The organism is Acinetobacter sp. ANC 5378 (genome assembly GCF_013004315.1).
In the GTDB taxonomy this organism is placed as follows: Bacteria; Pseudomonadota; Gammaproteobacteria; order Pseudomonadales; family Moraxellaceae; genus Acinetobacter.
On the sequence record NZ_JABERK010000061.1, the window covers coordinates 1 to 20,569 of the forward strand.

A 20,569-nucleotide genomic window follows, 5' to 3' on the forward strand; every position below is an offset into this window, starting at 1 on the left:
AATGGCACAGAAGATTTCTGTAAAATCAAACATGGTGGTTAGAGTCTTTGGTTTGTGTAGTAACTTTCTAAATGGCTCTAACCATCTTTTTTTCAAGCGGTTTTCTTATCCGTAATTCGGGTTAGATAATAAAATGAGAAAAATATTAATATTTATACTGATTTTTATAATTTATTTTTTCTATTCTAGTTACATGCTTAAAAAGGATGTTGAAGAATCAATATTAGCTATAGATAAAGTAAAAGTATGTGGCAAATACTTAGGTATCAAATCTGTTCCTGGACCGACACGAGGTGGATCAACAGATTATATTTCTTTTAAAAATGATGATGGAAGTGTCAGTAATTTTCTTCATATTCCAAGATATCAGGATAAATTATTTGATCTAAATCAAATATATGCTAATGATAGAATTTGTTATTATTATTCATTGAAATATACTATTGAAAACAATAATTATTTTGTTAGTCAAATTGATATCTTAAAAAACTAGATAGCACTCAATCTCCCAATTTAACATAATGTCTATTACATGAAATACAAGTGTATATTAATATAAAAATCAAATACTTAAAATTTTAACATTGAGCAGGAAATTAGCAAACAACCGTTTTTGAAACAAGTCGGCTTTTTTGTGAGCGGCTTTGATATGTTTTGCCAATCAAAAAAGGACATTTTTATTAAAAATGAAGTTGACCAAAGTTTGAATAATATCCTTCTCCAAATCCTCCCACTCGACAAACTCAGGCTCTACCAACAAAGTCTGCGACACAAATCCATAACAGACTCGTTGTACATTTAAGCTCATCCGCTTCAACTGTTCAGTATCTTCAAAAAAAGGTGCAAGTATGTTTTGCCACATTTGCACCATCATCTGGTAACTCTTGCGATAACTTTCAATATTCGAAACCTGCCGTTCCAGCAAAAAGGTCTGTGCCCATAAAAACTGCTGTGTCTGAATCTGCTCAAGCTGATAATGAATCACCTGTTTTAAATAATCCTCCAAAACCAAATTTGTGGATAACTTGATCAGACTGTGTGCATAAATTTTTAAGTCCTCGGCATTATTTTTTACGTGTCTGTAAATGGTCAGTGCAATTAAATCTTCCTTTTTGGAAAAATATTCATAGAACGTACCTAAGCCGACACCGGCCAAATCGGTAATTTCCCGAATGGTAATGTCATGTGCAGCACGCTCATGCAAAAGCCGAACAAAACTTTCCTGCAAGGCTTCCTGCGTCAGTTTGGCCCGTGACTGGCGTGGCTTACGACGTACTTGAATCTGTGGATTTTTCATAAAACTCTTGATCAAACAAAGCCGAACATGCTGTGGCTATTTTTTCTCTATACTGGAATGAAAAGCCCAGAACAACAAGCAGGAAGTATAGACGATGAATACATCGATAAATACATGGATGACCCATCAGATCAGCAACCAGTTTGACGAACTGCAAGATTACAACCTGTTTGAAACTGACACAGTATTGAAAGAAATTTTGAACCGTTGCGGCAGTCAGGATCAGACTACCTTGTCGCAGATGGGTAAGGTGTTGGGGTCAGCTGAATATTATCAATATGCCGATTTAGCCAATAAACACACGCCTATCCTTCATGCCTTCGATGCTCGCGGTCGCCGTAAAGACTACATTGAATTTCATCCTGCATGGCATCAATGGATGGCTTTAAATCGCAAATTTGACAGCCATGCACATCCATTTAACCATGCAGAATCATCTGCCAAATGGGTGGAGTGGGCAGCACGTTTTTACTTAAGCGGGCAGGTGGAATGTGGCAGTTTGTGTCCGACTTCGATGACACTTGGCAGCATTCCCCTGATTCAGCGTGAACCTGAGCTTTGGGCAAAAATAGGCTCAAAACTTCTGTCTACCGAATACGATGAACGTGACCTGCCAATAGCCCAGAAAAAATCAATCTGGTTAGGAATGGGCATGACCGAAAAGCAGGGTGGTTCGGATGTGCGTGCCAATGAAACTTTTGCCGTGCCCGTAGCTGAATCAGGTCGTGGTAAGGTCTATTTGCTGACAGGACATAAATGGTTTTTCTCCGCCCCGATGTGTGATGCACATTTGGTCGTCGCCAAAACTGAACAGGATGGCTTGGCCTGTTTCTTTGTTCCGCGCTGGCTGGAAGATGGCACGAAGAACAATATTCATGTGCAGCGCCTCAAAGAAAAAGTCGGCAACCGAAGTAACTCCAGTTCAGAAGTGGAATTTCAGGAAGCCTGGGGCATCCTGATGGGTGAAGCAGGACGTGGCATTCCGACGATTATTGAAATGGCGAATTATACCCGTCTGACCTGTTCTGTTGGTAGTAGCGCGATGCTGCGTCAGGCTTTGGTGCAATGCATTGCTTATACCCGCCAGCGCAAGGCTTTTGGCAAAAACTTGGCCGAACAGCCTTTGATGCGTGCTGTGTTGGCAGATTTAGCTTTGGAAACCGAAGCGGCAATGCAATTGAGTTTTCATCTGGCGCATTGTTATGAATCTGATGATGCTGTGTCTTTGGCATGGAAACGGATGATGACCCCAGCCTCCAAGTTCTGGATTTGTAAACGAGCTGTTGAACTGACTGGTGAAATGATGGAAGTCTTTGGCGGCAATGGTTATGTCGATAACGGCATCATGGCGCGCATATTTAAAGAAGCCCCAGTGAATTCCATTTGGGAAGGTTCGGGCAATGTGATGTGCCTGGATGTATTACGTGCAATTGCGCGAGAACCAGAGTCTATTGAGGTGTTATTTCAAGATTTATCCTCTACTGCTATGCAAGATGAAACCTTGGAAAATGAATTACAAAGCCTGTTCAAGTTGTTCCATCAATCACCTAGTGACTTGCAGTTTATGGGGCGCAGTTTGGTCAGCCGTCTGGTGATTTTGACACAAGCAGTTTTATTGAAACGTCATGCGCCTGATTTTGTCGCAAATGGATTTATCCAGTCCCGTTATCGTGATTTTCACGGACAAGTGGTGGGTATGCTGCACCCTAAGGATGTAGATGTGGAACGGTTGTTGGAGAGGGCATTGGCTAAAGAATATTAATGAGGCCATGAAAGCTCTCCCTCCCTTTGGGATGAGAAATATATTTCGCAAGAGAGGGAGGGTTTAAAAATTATAAATTTGGGTTTGATGTTTAATTTTTTTTGCACGCTTAAAACCACTTGAAATTTGTACAAATCAGCGCAATATATGCTCCATATCCACTCGATGTGAAAACGTAAAAACAGGTGAGTAAAATGGCGAAACAAAAGAAGCAGCCAGAGGTTGTGATCAACAATTTTGTGGCAAAACACATGCATGAGGTCAACAAAAGTCAGGTGTTTGTAGACCGAAAGAAAAATGCAAAACGTGGCTATGACAAGCACAAAAAAGGGAGATACTCAAATGACTATCTCCCTTTTTCTTGCACGGTATTTGCTATTCTATAACCCTATTTTAAGCACCGACAATACGTGTTGCAGATTTCACCATATCCGCTAGACCATGGGTCTTAAAGTAATATTCCATCCAGCTTTTCACGATCAATGGGTTATCCATTTTCAATACATGTTCCAGTTGTTGTAGTGCCTCGGTCATCGGAACATGACAAATCGCTTTACGTACCCGCAAAATATTACTCGAACTCATCGACAGGGTATTAAAGCCCATCGCCATCAATAACACGGCAGCCAATGGATCACCCGCCATCTCACCACAAATACTGACCGGTTTATCGTACTTATGACATTCTTTAACCAAACGTGTTAAAGCGCGCAATACTGCCGGATGGAAGTGTGAATAGACGTTGGCAACACGGGGATTGTTACGGTCAACCGCCAGTAAATATTGGGTTAAATCGTTGGAGCCGACCGAGAAGAAATCGACTAACTCGGCAAATTCTTCAATTTGTAAAAGGACACTGGGTACTTCGACCATAATGCCAATTTTCGGCTTGGTGATTTTAACCTGTTCTTCTTCCTGAACCGCTGTCCAATCGCGTTCAAGCAAATACAAAGCTTCTTCAACTTCGCTGACACTGGTTACCATCGGCAACAAAATGTGCAGGTTATTTAGCCCGATACTGGCCTTGAGCATGGCACGAATTTGCGATGAGAAAATTTCAGGATGATCCAGAGTAAAGCGGATACCACGCCAGCCGAGGGCTGAATTTTCTTCTTCGATGGAGAAGTAAGGCAGATCTTTATCGGCACCAATATCTAAAGTCCGCATCACTACCGGTTTATTGGCAAAGTGACTCAGCTGCTGACGGTAAATGGCACGCTGTTCTTCTTCACCCGGGAAACGGTCACGCAGCATGAATGGAATTTCAGAGCGGTATAAACCGACCCCTTTCGCGCCACGCTGTACACCGCGAACCACATCAATCATCAAGCCGGTATTGACATACAGTTTGACCGTGGCTCCATCTGGGGTAATCGCATCTTTTGTCTCATACTGCTTTAAATCTTTGGCAATCTGTTCTTCTTCTTTTTGAATTTCTTTATAGCGGCTACGCAAACGACGCGGGGGATTGATAAACACCCGACCCTGATGCGCATCGACAATCATCTCGACATCATCAAGCGTGTTCACCGGCAGTTCAGTCACACCGACCACCGTTGGAATACCGAGAGCACGTGCCACAATCACCATGTGCGAGTTCATTGCACCTTCGGTGGTGACAATCGCTGCAATTTTATCGACCGGTAATTCGACCAATGCCGCCGTGGAAATTTCCTCACCAATCAGAATACTTTCATCAGTCAGTTCCCGATGACTGGCATCCGCTTCTTGTAAGAAGGCTAAAATACGGCGCCCGAGATCTTTGAGATCCGAAACACGTTCGCGTAAATAGCCATCTTCCATCTGTGCAAACAGGGCAATATGCCTGTCGATCACAATACGAACCGCGCCTTGTGCCCAGTTGCCATCTCGAATTTCAGCTTTAATTTCGGCAGGAAGCGCATTGTCATCCAGCATGCGTAAGAACACACTAAATAAAGCACGTTCATCAGCCATTAAGGCATCTTGCATTTTGTCATCAAGATATTTAATTTCTTCACGAACAGAATCAATCGCATGATCCAGCAGTTCCAGTTCTTCACTGATATCATCTGCTTCACGGTCCGGTACAGAAGCCAAATCCGCAGGTGGATATAGGATGACCGCACGACCTAAGGCAATCCCGCCAGAACCAGACACGCCTTGGAAGGTTTTATACGCTGGCAGGTTGTTGGGTTTGCGGAAAACATCAATATTTCCGACGGCATGTGCGTGGGCAATCACCCCGGAAAGCTGTGCACACAAGGTGACCAGAAAGGATTCGGCTGCTTCACTAAAGTCTTGGGATTCTTTATTTTGAACGACCAGTACACCCATTACCTTACGACGGTACATTACCGGAACACCAAGAAAAGAGTTGTAAATCTCTTCACCTGTTTCAGGTAAATACATGAAGCGTTCGTGCTTGGGTGCATTGTCTAAATTGACGATTTCTTCACGTTGCCCGACCAGACCGACCAGGCCTTCACCGGTATGTAAAGAAACATGTCCGACAGCTTCTGCTTTTAAACCTTTAGAGGCCATCAGCAAGTAACGTTGATTACGTTCGTCCAGCAAATAAATGGAGCAGACATCCACATGCATGGCTTCAGCAACCTGATTGACCATGATGTCGAGTGACTCATGCAAACTGGTGGACGCATTGATTTCTTGTACAATGCGTCTTAAGGTGTCCAGTTGCATATTCGACATAAAGTCTGCTCCAAAAAAGTCTAAATACGTTTTAGTTATAACAACATGCTACTAAAAAATCTGCATTTTCATACGATTTTTTTATGCTTATAAGGAAGGTAACTGGTTACACAGTTCCACCATCGCTTTTCGGTATACATCGCGTTTAAAATTCACGACCTGTCCCAATGGATACCAATAACTTACCCATTGCCACTGGTCAAACTCGGGTGGATCAGACAAATCCAGCTGAATATTTTTTACTGGTGCTGTCAGTTTGAGTAAAAACCACTTTTGTTTTTGACCAATGCACACCGGGTCTGAATCCGAGCGTATATACCGTTGCGGCAAACGATAACGCAGCCAGCCTTTGGTCTGCGCTATAACTTGAACATGTTCGGGCAATAAGCCAATTTCTTCTCTCAGCTCTCGATAAAGTGCCTGTTCAGGGGTTTCTCCATACTGGATACCTCCTTGTGGAAATTGCCAAGCATTGTGTCCAATGCGTTTTGCCCATAAAACCTGTCCAACGTCGTTTGCCAAAATGATCCCGACATTCGGTCGGAAACCTTCTGAGTCGATCATTTGGCTACCTAAATCATGTGTAATGTGTAGCTTTTCATTCGGGGATTGTTATTTCTATATCCATCTCGAAAAAAAGCACAGCTTAAATGTTAAAAATTGCTATGATCTTAACGAATTTCTATCGACTAGCGGAGATAGATTTACATTTTTTTTCTTAAATTTCAGTTTTTACGAGTATTTTCATGAAATTGGCTTTATTTGACCTCGACCATACCTTATTAAATACCGATTCGGATTATTCATGGGGTGAGTTTTTAGTAAACGAAGGTTTAGTCGATCCAATCCGACATCGCCAAATGAATGACAAGTTTTATGAAGACTATAAAGCCGGGCAACTTGACCCGATTGCTTATAATGAATTTGTATTTGAATTTTTAACCCAGCATGACAATGATTACTTGGCTGAATTACATGAGTTATTCATGAAAAAAGTGATTCGTCCACAAATGCGTCCCGAAGGTTTTGCCGCGATTCAAAAACACCGCGATGCAGGACATGAACTGGTCGGCATCACTGCAACGTCTGATTTTATTACGGCACCGATTTTTCATGAGTTTGGCATTACCGAAATTATTGCCACCAATGCAGAAGTCATTGATGGTAAATATACCGGTAAAGTCATTAATACCGCATGTTACCAAAAAGGCAAACTGATCCGTTTGGAACAATGGCTTTCAGGACGAAATGTAGAAGAATCATGGGCTTATTCAGATTCAATCAATGACCGTTTCTTATTGGAACACGCCGATCATGCGATTGCGGTCAATCCTGATGAGCGTTTAGCTGCACTTGCCAAAGAACAAGATTGGGAAATTCAGGATTGGTCAATCTAGGCACGCTGTTATGAGTAAGGGGAGAATCCGTATGGAATATCGAAGTTCTCCCCAGTTTAAATGTTAAAAATAAAAAATGAGATGGCGTCGAAATCTTTCCATTTCTAAGAAAGTTTCAACTTATATACAGAACCCAATTGAATATTTTATATTGATCCAGAGATTATAAAATAACCCTTACTATCAGTATGCCTTTGCCGTATATTAGACATGAAGATGATGATCAATATTGATAAAAATTAAACATTAGATTGAAGAATGGGATATCAAAATGAGCCAAACACGTCCAAGAATGACCAATCTTTTTGAGCAACTGGGACTAGACTCCAGTGAAGAAGCGATCGCCCTGTTTATTGCCACCCATCAACTCAGTGCTCATACCAAAATTACCGAAGCGAGTTATTGGACTGAAGCACAACGCCAGTTTTTAGCAGAAAAAATTAAGTCCGACGGTTCATGGGCCATTATTGTCGATCAGTTGAATGAATCCCTGCATGAAGATTCAGTGATTCAATAAAGATCAAAGTCAATCAAATGATTTAATGCCAGCCAGTTAAGAAATTGGCTGGCATTTTTGATTTTTAATTCATAATGTTATTTGATACGCGAAAACGTCATTCGCAACTGTTTGAGGCAGGATTACATTAATAAGTTACTGTTTCTACGAGGGATTTTCTACTCGGTGGTAGTGGGCGAGTTTTGCGAATGACAAATGTTTTTGGTTCTTTTGGCGAAACAAAAGAACTGATGAACTCCAAATATTTGATTTAAAAAATAAGACTCTGCTGTGAATAACCCAAAAGCTGAGGCTTTTATGGTCAAATCCTTTAACTGGTCAGTATTAAATCAACTGATTGGCTTTTTTTGGCAAATGGTTTATCTGATCCGTTTCCACAGCGTGACTTGCGACAGCGTATGCTGATATTTACGCGCTGTTTCACGAATCACAAATGCCATATCCTGCGGCTCTGCAAGCATTTCAAAATGTCCTTTTAACAGCTCAGTAATACTCTCCAGCGTGCTAAAGTTTTCCCCCGATTGTTTAAAACCACCCACCCATTCAGCACGCGCAGTATGTTCCTCTAACCAGGTGTAGGGTGAGGCTAGCATTAAAATTCCACCCAGAGTTAATCGGGTATGAATCTCGGCCAAAAAATCTTTTGGATGATGCAGGCGGTCAATTAAATTCGCCGCCAGAATAAAATTGTAATCGGTAAAATGAGGTTTTAAATTGCAGGCATCCGCCTGAAAAAAATCCACACGATCCGCATGGGCATCCAAACCAAATTCTTTTAAGTTACAGGCTTTATATTCGACCAGTTCACCTTCAATGGGCAGGGTATAACGTAGTGTTTCGCCTTGTGCTAACTGTGCCGCTTGCTGAATAAAGCGCGCGGAAAAATCCAGTCCCGTGACCTGATCAAAATAAGCCGTCAGTTCAAAGCTGGCACGCCCTGTGGCACAACCGAGATCCAGTGCCTTATGTGTAGCAAGTTCCTTAAAATAAGGTTGTGCAAGGTTAATCAGGCTTTGGGCAAAATTAGGGACATTAAAATATTCCGCGCCGTACTGAAACTCTAAATATTGAGAGATCATCTGGTTACTTTCATACGAAGATTGAAACTGCTTCAATTCTTGTGAGGCCGCGACATAGCGGAATCCGGCATGCTGGAAGAAATGCCGACGGAAGGCATAACGTGCGCTATGCAAAGCCTCATTGCCGGCAGAAATCCAGGAGCCACCTTTGATTAAATTATGTTGGCCGTCAAAGGTGGGCGTGCTGAAATCATCATAGATCGGATGCACCTGAAAACTCTCAAAAGGGTAAATCGGGGTTTCAGTCCACTGCCAGACATTGCCCTGAATATCAAAAAAATCACCTTGCTGAAAATGATTGACCGGGCAGGGACTGGTTCCATACTTCAGTTCGATGTTGGCATGTTCAGTACTGGGAAGATCAGGATCTAAACCTGCCACATCATAGAGCCGATACCACTCGTCTTCTGTGGGCAAGCGAATACTTTGATTGGTTTTCTCGGCTTTCCAGTGACAAAAAGCTTTGGCCTCAAGATAATTCACTTCTACTGGCCAGTCCCAAGGCATGGGAATTTCTTCCAGCATCAGACGCAGTGACCAGCCCAGAGGTGTTTTTCGCCAAAAGCAGGGATGTGCTGCTTGAGAAAATTTCAGCCAATCTAGTCCTTCTGCTGTCCAGTAGCGATCAGTTGAATAACCGTTATCTTCCACAAAACTTAAGAACTCCTGATTGGAGACTAAATATTGCGAAGCTTCAAAAGCGGGAACATCCGCCTGATGCTGACCAAACTCATTGTCCCAGCCATAAAAATTACTGTCGAAAGTCTTGTTCAGACTGACCTGTCCTGCAGGGACAGCAATCAGCCTATTTTCAGGTGCTATTCCACTAATGACATGGGCACGCCACTGCGGATGATTTTGTACATGGTCTAGCTGCTGCTGGCGAATCAGCACCGATGAGGTTTCAAGATGAATCCGTTCATGTTCAATCCCCATGATAATGGACCACCACGGATGGTTCCAGTTCAAAGGTAAAGTGAGAGGTGCGTGCTCAATCAGATTCAGGATCAGTGCGCGTACCTGATGACGATAAGCCTGGACTTCTGCTACGCTTGGCCATTCATAATGCTGGTCATTCAAGTCATCCCAGCTCATTTCATCGACTCCCACAGCAAAAATACTTTCAAGTTGCGGGTTCAAACGTGCGCTAATCAGTTTGCTTAGAAGCAATTTATTAATAAAAAAAGTAGCAGTATGACCAAAATAAAAAATCAGCGGATGACGTAAGGAGATGGGTTTGAGGTAATAGCCTTCCGGATTTTTTAGACAGTCAAACAGCAGTTCATAGCTGTCAAAAGTATTCAGAAAATAATCACGCAAGCTATGCCGTGCAGTGGATTCATCCGCAAAGTTTAGATTGGGGGTGGGCAGTAAAGAAATTTTAGCGTCTTGCCACAAATGGGGAGCATCAGAATGGGATGTAGATGGATTTTTTTTAGAGATTAACGATGATGAATCCCTCAGCATATGTTCATACTCCGTCGAATTCTTTTTACATTTAAAACATCAGGTTTTATGTGTTTTATTTAAAAGTACTCGAAAGCTGTGTCATTGTGCTGAGGATTTAAGTAACAAGATGCTGCATCCAGACAGATGCAGCCCTAAAGCAAATTTTAGCTGAGGTGAGGGTTTTGCATCATGGCAACCAGTTCCTGTACTGCACGTGACTGGGTGCGTCCAGGATGCCAGACCATGCCCAATTGACGGTTCATCTGCAGGTTAATATCCAGTTGTTTTAAATCATGATTGACCAGCGTTTTGGGTAATACTGACCAGCCCAGTCCAATCGAGACTAGCATCCGAATGGATTCAAGCGGATTGTTGCTCATGGTGATTTTCGGTTTAACACCTTGCTTTTCAAATTCTGCCAGGGTGATTTGCGTGGTATAGGTTTGGGCCGCCGGCAACAGGCTCGGATATTGAATCAGATCTTGCAGTTGCAAATCTTTCTGATTGGCTAAGGGGTGAAAAGGTGCTGCCACAAAAACCAGAGGATCATCCCAGATGGTGACATAACTGAGACGAGCATCGCCTTGAGGTGGAAGCGTCAAAAATGCCAGTTCCAGGTCACCGGCAAGCACTTTTTCATGCGCCTGTTCTGAATCGACAAAATGCACATCCAAAGTCACGTTCGGAAATTCTTGCACGTAATGACGCAAGTGGCTGGGTAAATGATGCAGACCAATATGATGACTGGTGCCAATTTTGAGTTTGCCTTGAACTTGCCCTTGTTCATGACTGAGGGTGTGGTGAATATCGCCCAGTTCATTCAACCAGTTTTTTACTTTGGGGAGTAAGGAATGCGCGGCATGGGTGGCTTGAACGCCACGACCCGCAGATTCAAAAAGTTTCACACCAAAATATTCTTCTAAACTATGAATGCGTTTGGTCACTGCCGGCTGGGTAATAAACAACAGATCGGCAGCCATAGAAATAGAGCCGGTTTCCATGACTTTAACAAACGCTTCAAAGGCGGCAAGATTCATAGTGATAGTCTGGTTATACAATATTGCAGTAATTATAAAATATTTTTATATTAAATGTGAATCTAATCATAAAAATCTATACATAAAAAATGTATAAAGATGTGAATTTGAGTCGTATAAAGAAACAGATCACCCTATATAAGTAGAGTGATCTGTTGAAAAAGGAGAAAGTCGGAACCCGTGATATCTCAAGCATCTTAGGTCGAAAAATTCTTCCGTTTTTGCATATTTGATGATTTTCTTTCCCAAATTTTTTCGTGAAAGAAGAAGGCAATGGCTTGAATCGTCGGTTCAAGCAAGCTGAGGGTTAATGCCATCCAGATATTTCCTGTTACGAAATAGCCCACCAACATGGCAATTGTGATGTGCATGATGTAATAGCTGAAGGTCTTTTTTAAGGTTTTCTGGTTGTAATCAACAAACTTTTGAATATGCGCCATGGGGGATTCCTCAATCTTTCTCTTGGAGTATGGCTAAATGATAATTAATCTTATTTGATCTGTAAAAACGAATCTTTAGTTATTTTTAATCGGTTTTATAGATTTAAAAGTGAGTCAATTACAAAAACAAGTAAACAGTATCAATTACTGATGTATTCCTAACAGGAGATAAATCATGGACATTAAACATATTAAATACTTGCTGGATATTTTCGAAGAAGCAGTCGAAAAACGGATGGGTGTCTATGAAATCGCAGATGATGAAGGCGACGAAAACAGAGCCGCTGCTGAGTGTAGTCAGGCCAAGGCTGAATTACTCAAGGCCATTGAGGAACTGGTAGAGCACAAAGAGCAGTCCTCTAAATAGAGACGTATTAGACCTCTACAACTTTGGCAATCACTCAATGTGTATCTAAATTAAAGTTGGGTATGCGGCATAGATTCACTTGTTTTATGGAAAGCTGAGTTTCCTATACCGCAATGATTAATCTTTTAGTTATTCAATAAAACTGTGTGGAAATAGGGTGTTGGTTTGAAAGCTTGGATATGAAATTTTGCAACAATTCAGGGTTTTTAGATTCTAAAAACTAATTCCAAAAAGTTTTCAAACTAATAAAAATGATAAATTAGATTTATGCGAATACGTGGTTATAATCGAAGTTAATGAAAGCATTACCCAGTTCTATGGAGCGCGTCGACATGGCAGGCAATACCGAAAAAGCAAAGACTTTGTATGACAAATTGTGGGATGACCATTTAGTAAAACAACGAGATGATGGTTCAGCCTTACTTTATATCGATCGTCATTTATTACATGAAGTAACGTCGCCACAAGCTTTTGAGGGTTTACAGCTTGCAGGTCGCAAACCTTGGCGTTTAAGTGCCAATGTTGCAACTCCAGACCATAATGTACCAACCTCAAAAGCTGAACGTGATCAGGGGATTGCCGGTATTGAAGATGAAACTTCACGTATCCAGGTGCAAACCTTGGATGACAACTGTGAAGCTTTCAATATCGTTGAATTTAAAATCAATGATATTCGTCAGGGTATTGCGCACGTGGTGGGTCCTGAACAAGGTTTGACTTTGCCGGGTATGACCGTGGTGTGTGGTGACTCGCATACGGCGACTCATGGTGCATTTGGTTGCTTGGCACACGGAATTGGCACTTCAGAAGTTGAACATGTATTGGCAACGCAATGCTTGGTTCAAAAGAAAATGAAGAACATGTTGGTGCGTGTTGATGGAAAATTAGGTCAAGGCGTAACACCAAAAGATGTCGTGTTAGCGATCATTGGTAAAATTGGTACTGCCGGCGGTACAGGTCACGCGATTGAATTTGGTGGTCAAGTATTCCGTGATATGTCGATCGAAGGTCGTATGACTGTGTGCAACATGGCGATTGAAGCCGGTGCACGTGTCGGTATGGTGGCTGTTGATGACAAAACCATCGAATATGTTAAAGGTCGTAACTACGCACCGAAAGGTGAGCAGTGGGATCAGGCTGTTGCCTACTGGAATACTTTACATTCTGATGAAGGCGCACATTTTGACACTGTAGTGGTGTTGCAAGGTGAAGAGATTGAGCCACAAGTGTCTTGGGGAACATCGCCTGAAATGGTGATTCCTGTTTCAGAATCTGTACCGACTTTGGAACAGGCTAAAGACGACGTACAACGCAATGACTGGACCCGTGCTTATCAATATATGGGTTTAAATGCCGGTCAGGCATTGGCAGATATTCAGTTAGACCGCGTATTTATTGGTTCGTGCACCAACTCGCGTATTGAAGATATTCGTGCTGCTGCTGAAGTGATTAAAGGCCGTAAAGTTGCACCTTCAATTAAACAGGCGATGGTGGTTCCGGGTTCCGGTTTGGTGAAACAGCAAGCTGAAGCTGAAGGCTTGGATAAAGTCTTTTTAGAAGCTGGTTTTGAATGGCGTGAGCCGGGTTGCTCAATGTGTTTGGCCATGAATGCTGACAAATTGCAGCCGGGCGAGCACTGTGCCTCAACCTCTAACCGTAATTTCGAAGGTCGTCAGGGCAATGGCGGTCGTACTCACTTGGTGAGTCCAGCTATGGCAGCAGCAGCAGCCATTGCCGGTCACTTTGTTGATGTTCGTTCATTCTAATTGGGCTAAGGGGAGCAAAACATGAAAGCTTATACCGTTGAACAAGGTATCGTTGCACCATTAGACCGTGCCAATGTCGATACCGATTTAATTATTCCAAAACAGTTTTTGAAATCGATCAAACGTACCGGTTTCGGTGAAAACTTATTTGATGAATTGCGTTATTTGGATGAAGGTTATCCAGGACAGGATAATTCAGTTCGTCCAATCAATCCTGACTTTGTATTGAACCAACCACGTTATCAAGGTGCGACGGTATTGATTTCACGTGCCAACTTCGGTTGTGGTTCAAGCCGTGAGCATGCACCTTGGGCTTTGAATGAATACGGTTTCCGTACCGTGATTGCACCAAGTTATGCAGACATCTTCTTTAATAACAGTTTTAAAAACGGGATGTTGCCCGTGATTTTGCCTGAAGAAATTGTTGATCAGCTTTTCAAAGAATGTGCTGCAACTGAAGGTTATCAACTTACTATCGACTTGGAAGCACAAGAAGTGCGTACGCCAAGTGGTGAAGCATTTAAATTTGAAGTCGATCCATTCCGTAAGCACTGCTTGTTAAATGGATTTGATGATATTGGTTTAACCCTTCAAGCAGCGGATGATATTCGTGCCTATGAAGAAAAAACCAAGCAATCTCGTCCTTGGGTATTTCAGGAAATTCGCGGTTAATTGTTTGAATTTTCAGCGCTAGTAGTATCGGCGGCTAACTCTTGCTAATATCGAGTCCATAAAAATATCTCGTTGGCTTTAATTGGTGAGAGGGGGGCTCGAACAGTGGCAAAGGTTTACGGTCAGCTTGCTGTACTTGGTCTTATGGTCGCATCCTTAAGTGCATGCCAAAGCATTGATACAGTACGTGTTAAACAGGTGAAGGAAACACAATCGACAGAATTAAATGCGTTGATTTTCTGTGCGGGGACGGAGCAATGTGAATTTGAGCGTTTGGATCAAACTCACATTGTCGATGCCCAAAGTCATCGGTTAAGTCGTGACGCAATTCAACAAGGGATTGTTCGTTTAAAAGCCAAGTCGTTAAATGACGCCAATCCTTTGTTTTTGTCTGTACCGACAGGGCAGTATGAATTGGTGATCCGTTTCTATCCGATCTCGAAAGATCGTGCGGAAACACTGCATGTCATTCACAATTTTAATTCGCAAAAACACTATACCTTTAAGATGTATCGTGACCGAAGCCATCATAAAGGTAATTTGTTGAATGCCTCTGCACCTGATCCATTGTGTGTGGAACTTCAACAACAACAACAAACGATTCGGCGTTTCTGCAAACCCTATAATGTCCTGAACGGCTTAGGCGAGTTTGTAGAACAAAAAAATTTAAAATCCACCTCAGTCAAATGACTGACTCTGAAAAATGGAAAATCTCATGTCTAAACATATTTTGATTTTAGCTGGTGACGGCATCGGCCCTGAAATTGTAAAAGCCGCAGAGCAAGTACTCACACGCGTAAATGAAAAATTCAATTTAGGTTTGACTTGGGAACAAGGTTTATTGGGTGGTGCGGCGATTGATGCGCATGGTGCTCCATATCCAGAACAGACATCGGAACAGGCAAAAAAAGCCGACGCAATTTTACTGGGTGCGGTCGGTGGTCCTAAATGGGACACGATTGAGCGCTCAATTCGTCCGGAACGCGGTCTGTTGAAATTACGTAGTGAACTCAATCTTTTCGCTAACTTGCGTCCTGCGATTTTATATCCGCAATTGGCAGATGCTTCGAGCTTAAAACCAGAAATCGTATCGGGTTTGGATATTCTGATTGTGCGTGAATTGACTGGCGGTATCTATTTCGGTCAACCGCGTGGTATTCGTGAATTAGAAAACGGCGAGAAACAAGGTTTTAACACTGATGTTTATTCAGAGTCTGAAATCAAGCGTATTGCGAAAGTGGCGTTTGAGCTTGCGGGTCTTCGTGGCGGTAAAGTCTGTTCTGTTGATAAAGCCAATGTCCTTGAAGTGACTGAGCTTTGGAAACAAACAGTGACTGCAATGAAAGAAGCAGAATATCCAGAGATCAACTTGTCACACATGTATGTGGATAACGCAGCAATGCAGTTGGTACGTGCACCAAAACAGTTTGACGTGATTGTAACTTCTAACTTGTTCGGTGATATCTTGTCTGATGAAGCTGCAATGTTGACCGGTTCAATCGGTATGTTGCCATCTGCATCTTTAGATGAAAATGGCAAAGGCATGTATGAACCTTGTCATGGTTCAGCACCAGACATCGCAGGTCAAAACCTGGCAAATCCACTTGCAACGATTCTTTCTGTAGCGATGATGCTACGTTATACCTTCCGTGAAGAAACTGCAGCACAAGCCATTGAAGCTGCGGTAGGGAATGTTCTTGACCAAGGTTTGCGTACAGCAGACATTATGTCTGAAGGCATGAACAAAGTTGGGACTGTTGAAATGGGTCAAGCTGTAGTGACAGCTTTGAACTAAGCGTTTAGATTAAAATAAAAAAAAACGCAGCCAAAGTGCTGCGTTTTTTTTTATGGATATTTAGACCTGATTTAGCAAGTTCGGCCTGTATAGTGAACAGACTTGGCAATGTTATTTTCTAAACGGTAGACAATTTTGCATTGCAAGTTCAGGTCATAGCTTTGCGCTCTAGGCGTGATTTGTATGGGGATTGCGCCAGAATCGATGTCGGCAGGATTCTGTGCCATGGGCATCGGAATGGTGATGGGACGAATCACCGTATAAGTGAGCGTCTGATTATCTACGCTAGGCGATAATACTTGTTGATAGCCTAATTGCCTTAAATCTAACTTGGTTTGAATTGTCTGACTGCTCTGCCCAATAAATTGTTGTAAATAGGTATCACGTTGTTGTGCTGTAGTGGTTGGAGAAGTGGCACAGCCATACAACAGGCAAAGCGTGGTCAATAAACTCATGCAGTGAAGAAATGACATTGCTTTCTCCATTGGATAAAATTTTATTTTAAATGGATAAAGTGTCAATGAACGTTGTTGTTTGATACACGGTCAGTAGCGGAGTATACAGACCATAAAAAAAGCCACTTTTAAAGTGGCTTTTGCTTTCGCTAAAACTTAGCGTGCACGATAAGTAATACGACCCTTGGTCAAATCATAAGGAGTCATTTCTACTTTAACACTGTCGCCAGTTAAAATACGAATATAGTGTTTACGCATTTTACCAGAGATGTGAGCAATCACTTCATGACCGTTTTCTAAACGTACACGGAACATAGTATTAGGAAGCGTCTCGGTGACAACGCCTTCGAACTCGATGAGTTCCTCTTTATTGGCCATAGCCTACCTGAATGAATAAATTGGAAAGGCGCAAATTATAGTCAATTTTTTTGCATAAAACAAGGCGCAATGCGGCTTTGCCCGATCATCTGTCAGTTAAATAAGCGAACCATCGGTTTAAATATTTTCTACAAAAAAACGTATTGTTCTGTTGTCAGTTTGGTCAATCGCAGTTAATCTAAAATTAATCTTTTTAAGTATAAATGAATAACATACAAGGAAGGTCTTTGCGTGGGTCAGCTAACTGATGCATCGGTTGTTTTGCGATTGGGCTACCAAGCCATTCGTCGTGCAGGTTTGCCAACTGAAGAAATTTTAACAAAAGCTGGTGTGGCCTTAAATCAGGTTGAAACCAATGATCGTACTCCGCTCAGTGCTCAATATGCTTTTTGGGTGGCTGCAGAGGAGGTAAGTAAAGATCCTGACATTGGTTTGCATTTAGGTGAACACCTGCCTTTATATCGTGGACAGGTGATTGAACATCTGTTTATTTCGAGTGAAAACTTTGGTGAAGGGCTAAAGCGGGCCTTGGCTTATCAACGACTGATCAGTGATGCATTTCATGCAAAACTGATTATTGAAGATGATCGTTGCTATCTCACTAACGGTGAACAGGGCGCTTGGTCGGACAATTTGGTCAATCGTCATTTTTCTGAATGTGCGATGTCAGGGGTATTGCGCTTCTTTAAATTTATTACTGAAGGTCGTTTTCAGCCGATTTATATCGACTTTAATTTTAGTCAGGGCGCTTTTGCCGAGGAATATTTTCGGGTTTACGAATGTCCGGTGAGCTTAGGTCAAAAGGAAACACGTCTGTATTTTGATCCTGCCATTCTGGATTATCAATTATGGCAAGCAGAGCCTGAGTTATTGCAGTTACATGAGCAACTGGCGCTTGAAAAGCTGCAAGAACTTGCACGCTATGATTTGGTCGGTGAGGTTCGCCGTGCCATCGGTTCAACGCTAGAAAGTGGTGAAACGACCTTAGAAACAGTTGCGACGCATTTGAATATTACACCACGCCGTTTGCGGACTCAGCTCAGTGAAGCCAATACAAGTTTCCAGCAAATTCTTTCCGATTATCGCTGTCGATTGGCGAAAAAGCTTTTGGCGAATACGGCCGAGAGTGTTGAGCGAATTGTCTATCTCACCGGTTTTTCTGAACCTAGCACTTTTTATCGTGCCTTTAAGCGCTGGACCAATGAAACGCCTGTGGAATATCGGAAGCGAAAGCAGCGGTAATTAAAGCCTGAGAGTTCAAAACAATTACTTCAAAATTTGAATAAGGAATTTATACGCGTATGTTCAGCACAATGATGAAGACTTTGGCCCGACTTTTCAATCAAACTGAACAGCCAGAAACAGAATCTGTTGATCCTTCAGAGGATCAATTTATCGCTTCGGCTGCCGAATGTATGCTAGAAGGGTTAAATGACTCTTTTCTTGAAGCAAAAATGGTTTGTGTGCAAAATCATGCTGTTGGTGAAAGAGTTGTAGAAACAAGCTATCTAGTGAAGCAGAAAGAAGGCTCAGAATATGAAAAATTTGAGCCTGCTGATCATTTATATCCTGTTCAATGTATTGAACAAATTTTAAAAGGTCAGCAATGGAGTGAAGCTTCGATTCACTTTACACCGACACAAGCACAATTTTTCTGGAAGTAAATTATTCCGGCATATTCAGCCAATGCGGACCTAGAGGGGCTTTAGGTAATTCGAATTGTTCAGGATAATCGGCATGAATAAAATACAAGCCATCAGGTGGGGCTGTGATGCCCGCTGCTTTACGGTCTTCCGCAGCAAAAATTTCGTCAATATGGTCAATTTCATACATACCCTGACCAATTTCAAGCAAGCATCCCATGATGTTACGTACCATATGATGTAAAAAACCATCTGCCTGAATATCGAGCACCAAATAACAACCGTGACGGATTAAACGGCAATGACTGACATGACGGACAGGCTGATTGGATTGACACGCTGCGGCGCGGAAACTTTCGAAGTTGTGTGTGCCTTCAAATTTTTTCGCAGCCTCAATCATCTTATCTGCATCAAGCGGATAATACACGTGGGTGACTTGTTTATAGAGTAACGCGGGACGCACCGGATTGTTGTACACCACGTAACGATAACGTCGTGCTTGTGCTTTGAAACGGGCATGGAATGCCATATCCATTTCTTTAATCCATTGTATTGAAATGTCTTTAGGGAGTTGACTGTTTGAGCCCATCAGCCAGCCATCAATACTGCGGATGGCATGAGTATCAAAATGCGCCACCATATTGGTGGCATGCACGCCGGCATCGGTACGACCTGCGCCATGTAACATGATCGGTTCATTTGCGACTTTGGACAGTACTTTTTCAATGGTTTCCTGTACGCTACGCACGCCAGATTGCTGAGTTTGCCATCCTCGATACTCAACCCCAGAAAACTCAATACCGACCGCAAAACGCTGCATATTTACCTCTATTTACACTGAATCATGCCAGTGGGCATGCCACTGGTCTACACTGTCGTATTGTAAATACATTTGCAGTGCTTTTGCATAAAGATCTGCATGTCCCAAGCAATCACTGATGATGATATTGGCATGCTGAGTCCATTCGCTCACGGCATAGTGTTGGTTAATCGTGCCAAAAGGGACTTGAGTGGTAAGAACAATCGCGCAGCTTTGAGCTTGTAAAGTATAAAGCGTAGCAATAAATTCCTGATTGACTGCCAAATTACCTGTGCCGAAGCCTTGTAAAATCAGAACGTGAGGGGGATGTTGTTGTAAATTTTTTAAGTTTTTAATCTGTTGTTCTATGGCGATCGGTTGTGCCATTAAACTTAAGCAGTTAAATGAGTGTGCCTTCTCAATATCACGTTCATGGACGACATAGCTTTGCTGATGTGTGATTAGGTTCTCTTTGGCATTTAACCCAGCGAATGCCTCTAATTCAGTCGTATGCTGCTTTAACGCCGTTTGGGCGTGAATAAGCTGATGATGAAAAGCCAAATACACACCGACAGCACTTGTTACTACCGCATCGAGGGCAAAATTAAGGTTATCGATGGCATCGGTAAATTCACGGGTATTGGTTCCATTTATGTTCAGTAATGGATATTGACTACCCGTGAGTACCACATGTGCGGATTGTCCCAGAAATCGAGCAAGTGTCGCACTGGCATAACTGAGGGTATCAGTGCCGTGGATCACGACGAAATGTTGATAATTTTTAAGTTGTAAATTCTGAATCAACTGAATCAATTGCAGCCAGTCAGTTGCAGTACTGGCACTGCTGTCTTTTATGCTAGGTGCAACAAAACATTCAATATTAAGATGCAAAGGAAGAACGCGTTGTAACTGGAGGATAAAATTTTCGGCAGGCATGGGACTCAGTGGCTCACCACTGCAACCAAATGTTCCACCCATATAAATTAAAGCTATTTTTTTCATAATAAAAAAGCAGTCAATGATGA

22 protein-coding genes are annotated in these 20,569 nt (G+C 42.2%); 12 read left to right on the forward strand and 10 right to left on the reverse strand.

From position 1 onward, the window contains the following. Window positions 1–133 precede the first annotated feature (133 nt). Entirely contained in the window at window positions 134–493 is a 360-nt protein-coding gene (locus HLH16_RS12550) for a hypothetical protein (RefSeq protein WP_171529574.1), read from the forward strand. A 168-nt stretch (window positions 494–661) separates the two neighbouring features. Here HLH16_RS12550 and HLH16_RS12555 read toward each other — a convergent pair whose 3' ends face one another. Then, the gene (locus HLH16_RS12555; RefSeq protein ID WP_171529575.1) at window positions 662–1,297 is read right to left on the reverse strand and encodes a TetR/AcrR family transcriptional regulator; all 636 of its coding nucleotides are present in this window, start codon (window positions 1,295–1,297) and stop codon (window positions 662–664) included. A gap of 94 nt (window positions 1,298–1,391) precedes the next feature. On the opposite strand from HLH16_RS12555, the gene HLH16_RS12560 reads away from it, so the two are divergent. Both HLH16_RS12560 and HLH16_RS12565 read left to right on the forward strand, forming a co-directional pair. Further along, window positions 1,392–3,059 (forward strand): acyl-CoA dehydrogenase family protein, encoded by a 1,668-nt coding sequence (locus HLH16_RS12560; RefSeq protein WP_171529576.1) that lies wholly within the window; start codon window positions 1,392–1,394, stop codon window positions 3,057–3,059. Window positions 3,060–3,253: 194 nt separating this feature from the next. Further along, a complete protein-coding gene (locus tag HLH16_RS12565; RefSeq protein WP_131287584.1) occupies window positions 3,254–3,445 on the forward strand; it encodes a DUF7230 family protein in 192 nt (63 codons plus the stop codon). A gap of 7 nt (window positions 3,446–3,452) precedes the next feature. On the opposite strand, the gene ptsP is transcribed toward HLH16_RS12565, so the two are convergent. Together ptsP and HLH16_RS12575 are read right to left on the reverse strand one after the other, a co-directional pair. Then, on the reverse strand, window positions 3,453–5,750 hold the full coding sequence (ptsP, locus tag HLH16_RS12570; RefSeq protein WP_131287581.1) for a phosphoenolpyruvate--protein phosphotransferase: 2,298 nt from the start codon (window positions 5,748–5,750) through the stop codon (window positions 3,453–3,455). Window positions 5,751–5,837: 87 nt separating this feature from the next. Then, entirely contained in the window at window positions 5,838–6,314 is a 477-nt protein-coding gene (locus HLH16_RS12575) for an RNA pyrophosphohydrolase (RefSeq protein WP_131287578.1), read from the reverse strand. A gap of 182 nt (window positions 6,315–6,496) precedes the next feature. Between HLH16_RS12575 and HLH16_RS12580 the strand changes: the two genes are divergently transcribed. Continuing rightward, a complete protein-coding gene (locus tag HLH16_RS12580) occupies window positions 6,497–7,147 on the forward strand; it encodes an HAD family hydrolase (RefSeq protein WP_086192980.1) in 651 nt (216 codons plus the stop codon). Between the two features lie 271 nt (window positions 7,148–7,418). After that, complete coding sequence (locus HLH16_RS12585) at window positions 7,419–7,664, forward strand: DUF2789 domain-containing protein (protein WP_131287575.1); 246 nt, start codon at window positions 7,419–7,421, stop codon at window positions 7,662–7,664. Window positions 7,665–8,023: 359 nt separating this feature from the next. Here HLH16_RS12585 and ovoA read toward each other — a convergent pair whose 3' ends face one another. From ovoA to HLH16_RS12600, 3 genes are all read right to left on the reverse strand, one after another. Beyond that, window positions 8,024–10,186, reverse strand: a complete 2,163-nt coding sequence (ovoA, locus tag HLH16_RS12590) for a 5-histidylcysteine sulfoxide synthase (RefSeq protein WP_502707648.1) — start codon at window positions 10,184–10,186, stop codon at window positions 8,024–8,026. Window positions 10,187–10,356: 170 nt separating this feature from the next. Further along, window positions 10,357–11,229 carry a LysR family transcriptional regulator gene (locus HLH16_RS12595; protein ID WP_131287569.1) on the reverse strand — a complete coding sequence of 291 codons (873 nt, stop codon included), beginning with the start codon at window positions 11,227–11,229 and terminating at the stop codon, window positions 10,357–10,359. Between the two features lie 197 nt (window positions 11,230–11,426). Further along, a complete protein-coding gene (locus HLH16_RS12600) occupies window positions 11,427–11,669 on the reverse strand; it encodes a DUF2061 domain-containing protein (protein WP_131287566.1) in 243 nt (80 codons plus the stop codon). Window positions 11,670–11,844: 175 nt separating this feature from the next. On the opposite strand from HLH16_RS12600, the gene HLH16_RS12605 reads away from it, so the two are divergent. The 5 genes from HLH16_RS12605 to leuB all read left to right on the forward strand — a co-directional run bounded on the left by HLH16_RS12605 (window position 11,845) and on the right by leuB (window position 16,269). Further along, entirely contained in the window at window positions 11,845–12,036 is a 192-nt protein-coding gene (locus HLH16_RS12605) for a hypothetical protein (protein WP_131287563.1), read from the forward strand. 332 nt (window positions 12,037–12,368) lie between these two features. Beyond that, on the forward strand, window positions 12,369–13,802 hold the full coding sequence (gene leuC, locus HLH16_RS12610; protein WP_131287560.1) for a 3-isopropylmalate dehydratase large subunit: 1,434 nt from the start codon (window positions 12,369–12,371) through the stop codon (window positions 13,800–13,802). A gap of 21 nt (window positions 13,803–13,823) precedes the next feature. Beyond that, window positions 13,824–14,474: a 3-isopropylmalate dehydratase small subunit gene (gene leuD, locus HLH16_RS12615; RefSeq protein WP_171529578.1), complete on the forward strand. Its 651-nt coding sequence runs from the start codon at window positions 13,824–13,826 to the stop codon at window positions 14,472–14,474. A 144-nt stretch (window positions 14,475–14,618) separates the two neighbouring features. Next, complete coding sequence (locus HLH16_RS12620; protein ID WP_214646707.1) at window positions 14,619–15,164, forward strand: hypothetical protein; 546 nt, start codon at window positions 14,619–14,621, stop codon at window positions 15,162–15,164. A 25-nt stretch (window positions 15,165–15,189) separates the two neighbouring features. Then, window positions 15,190–16,269: a 3-isopropylmalate dehydrogenase gene (gene leuB / locus HLH16_RS12625; protein WP_131287551.1), complete on the forward strand. Its 1,080-nt coding sequence runs from the start codon at window positions 15,190–15,192 to the stop codon at window positions 16,267–16,269. Window positions 16,270–16,340: 71 nt separating this feature from the next. On the opposite strand, the gene HLH16_RS12630 is transcribed toward leuB, so the two are convergent. Next, window positions 16,341–16,742 carry a hypothetical protein gene (locus tag HLH16_RS12630; protein WP_171529580.1) on the reverse strand — a complete coding sequence of 134 codons (402 nt, stop codon included), beginning with the start codon at window positions 16,740–16,742 and terminating at the stop codon, window positions 16,341–16,343. A 138-nt stretch (window positions 16,743–16,880) separates the two neighbouring features. Continuing rightward, window positions 16,881–17,102 (reverse strand): translation initiation factor IF-1, encoded by a 222-nt coding sequence (infA, locus tag HLH16_RS12635; RefSeq protein WP_001284370.1) that lies wholly within the window; start codon window positions 17,100–17,102, stop codon window positions 16,881–16,883. A gap of 231 nt (window positions 17,103–17,333) precedes the next feature. Here infA and HLH16_RS12640 point away from each other — a divergent pair, with 231 nt between their 5' ends. Continuing rightward, window positions 17,334–18,344, forward strand: a complete 1,011-nt coding sequence (locus HLH16_RS12640; protein ID WP_171529581.1) for an AraC family transcriptional regulator — start codon at window positions 17,334–17,336, stop codon at window positions 18,342–18,344. A gap of 71 nt (window positions 18,345–18,415) precedes the next feature. Beyond that, window positions 18,416–18,766: a hypothetical protein gene (locus tag HLH16_RS12645; RefSeq protein WP_171529582.1), complete on the forward strand. Its 351-nt coding sequence runs from the start codon at window positions 18,416–18,418 to the stop codon at window positions 18,764–18,766. A 1-nt stretch (window position 18,767) separates the two neighbouring features. On the opposite strand, the gene truA is transcribed toward HLH16_RS12645, so the two are convergent. Beyond that, complete coding sequence (gene truA / locus HLH16_RS12650; protein WP_171529583.1) at window positions 18,768–19,565, reverse strand: tRNA pseudouridine(38-40) synthase TruA; 798 nt, start codon at window positions 19,563–19,565, stop codon at window positions 18,768–18,770. A gap of 12 nt (window positions 19,566–19,577) precedes the next feature. Further along, window positions 19,578–20,546, reverse strand: a complete 969-nt coding sequence (locus HLH16_RS12655) for an asparaginase (RefSeq protein ID WP_171529584.1) — start codon at window positions 20,544–20,546, stop codon at window positions 19,578–19,580. Window positions 20,547–20,569: the final 23 nt, after the last annotated feature.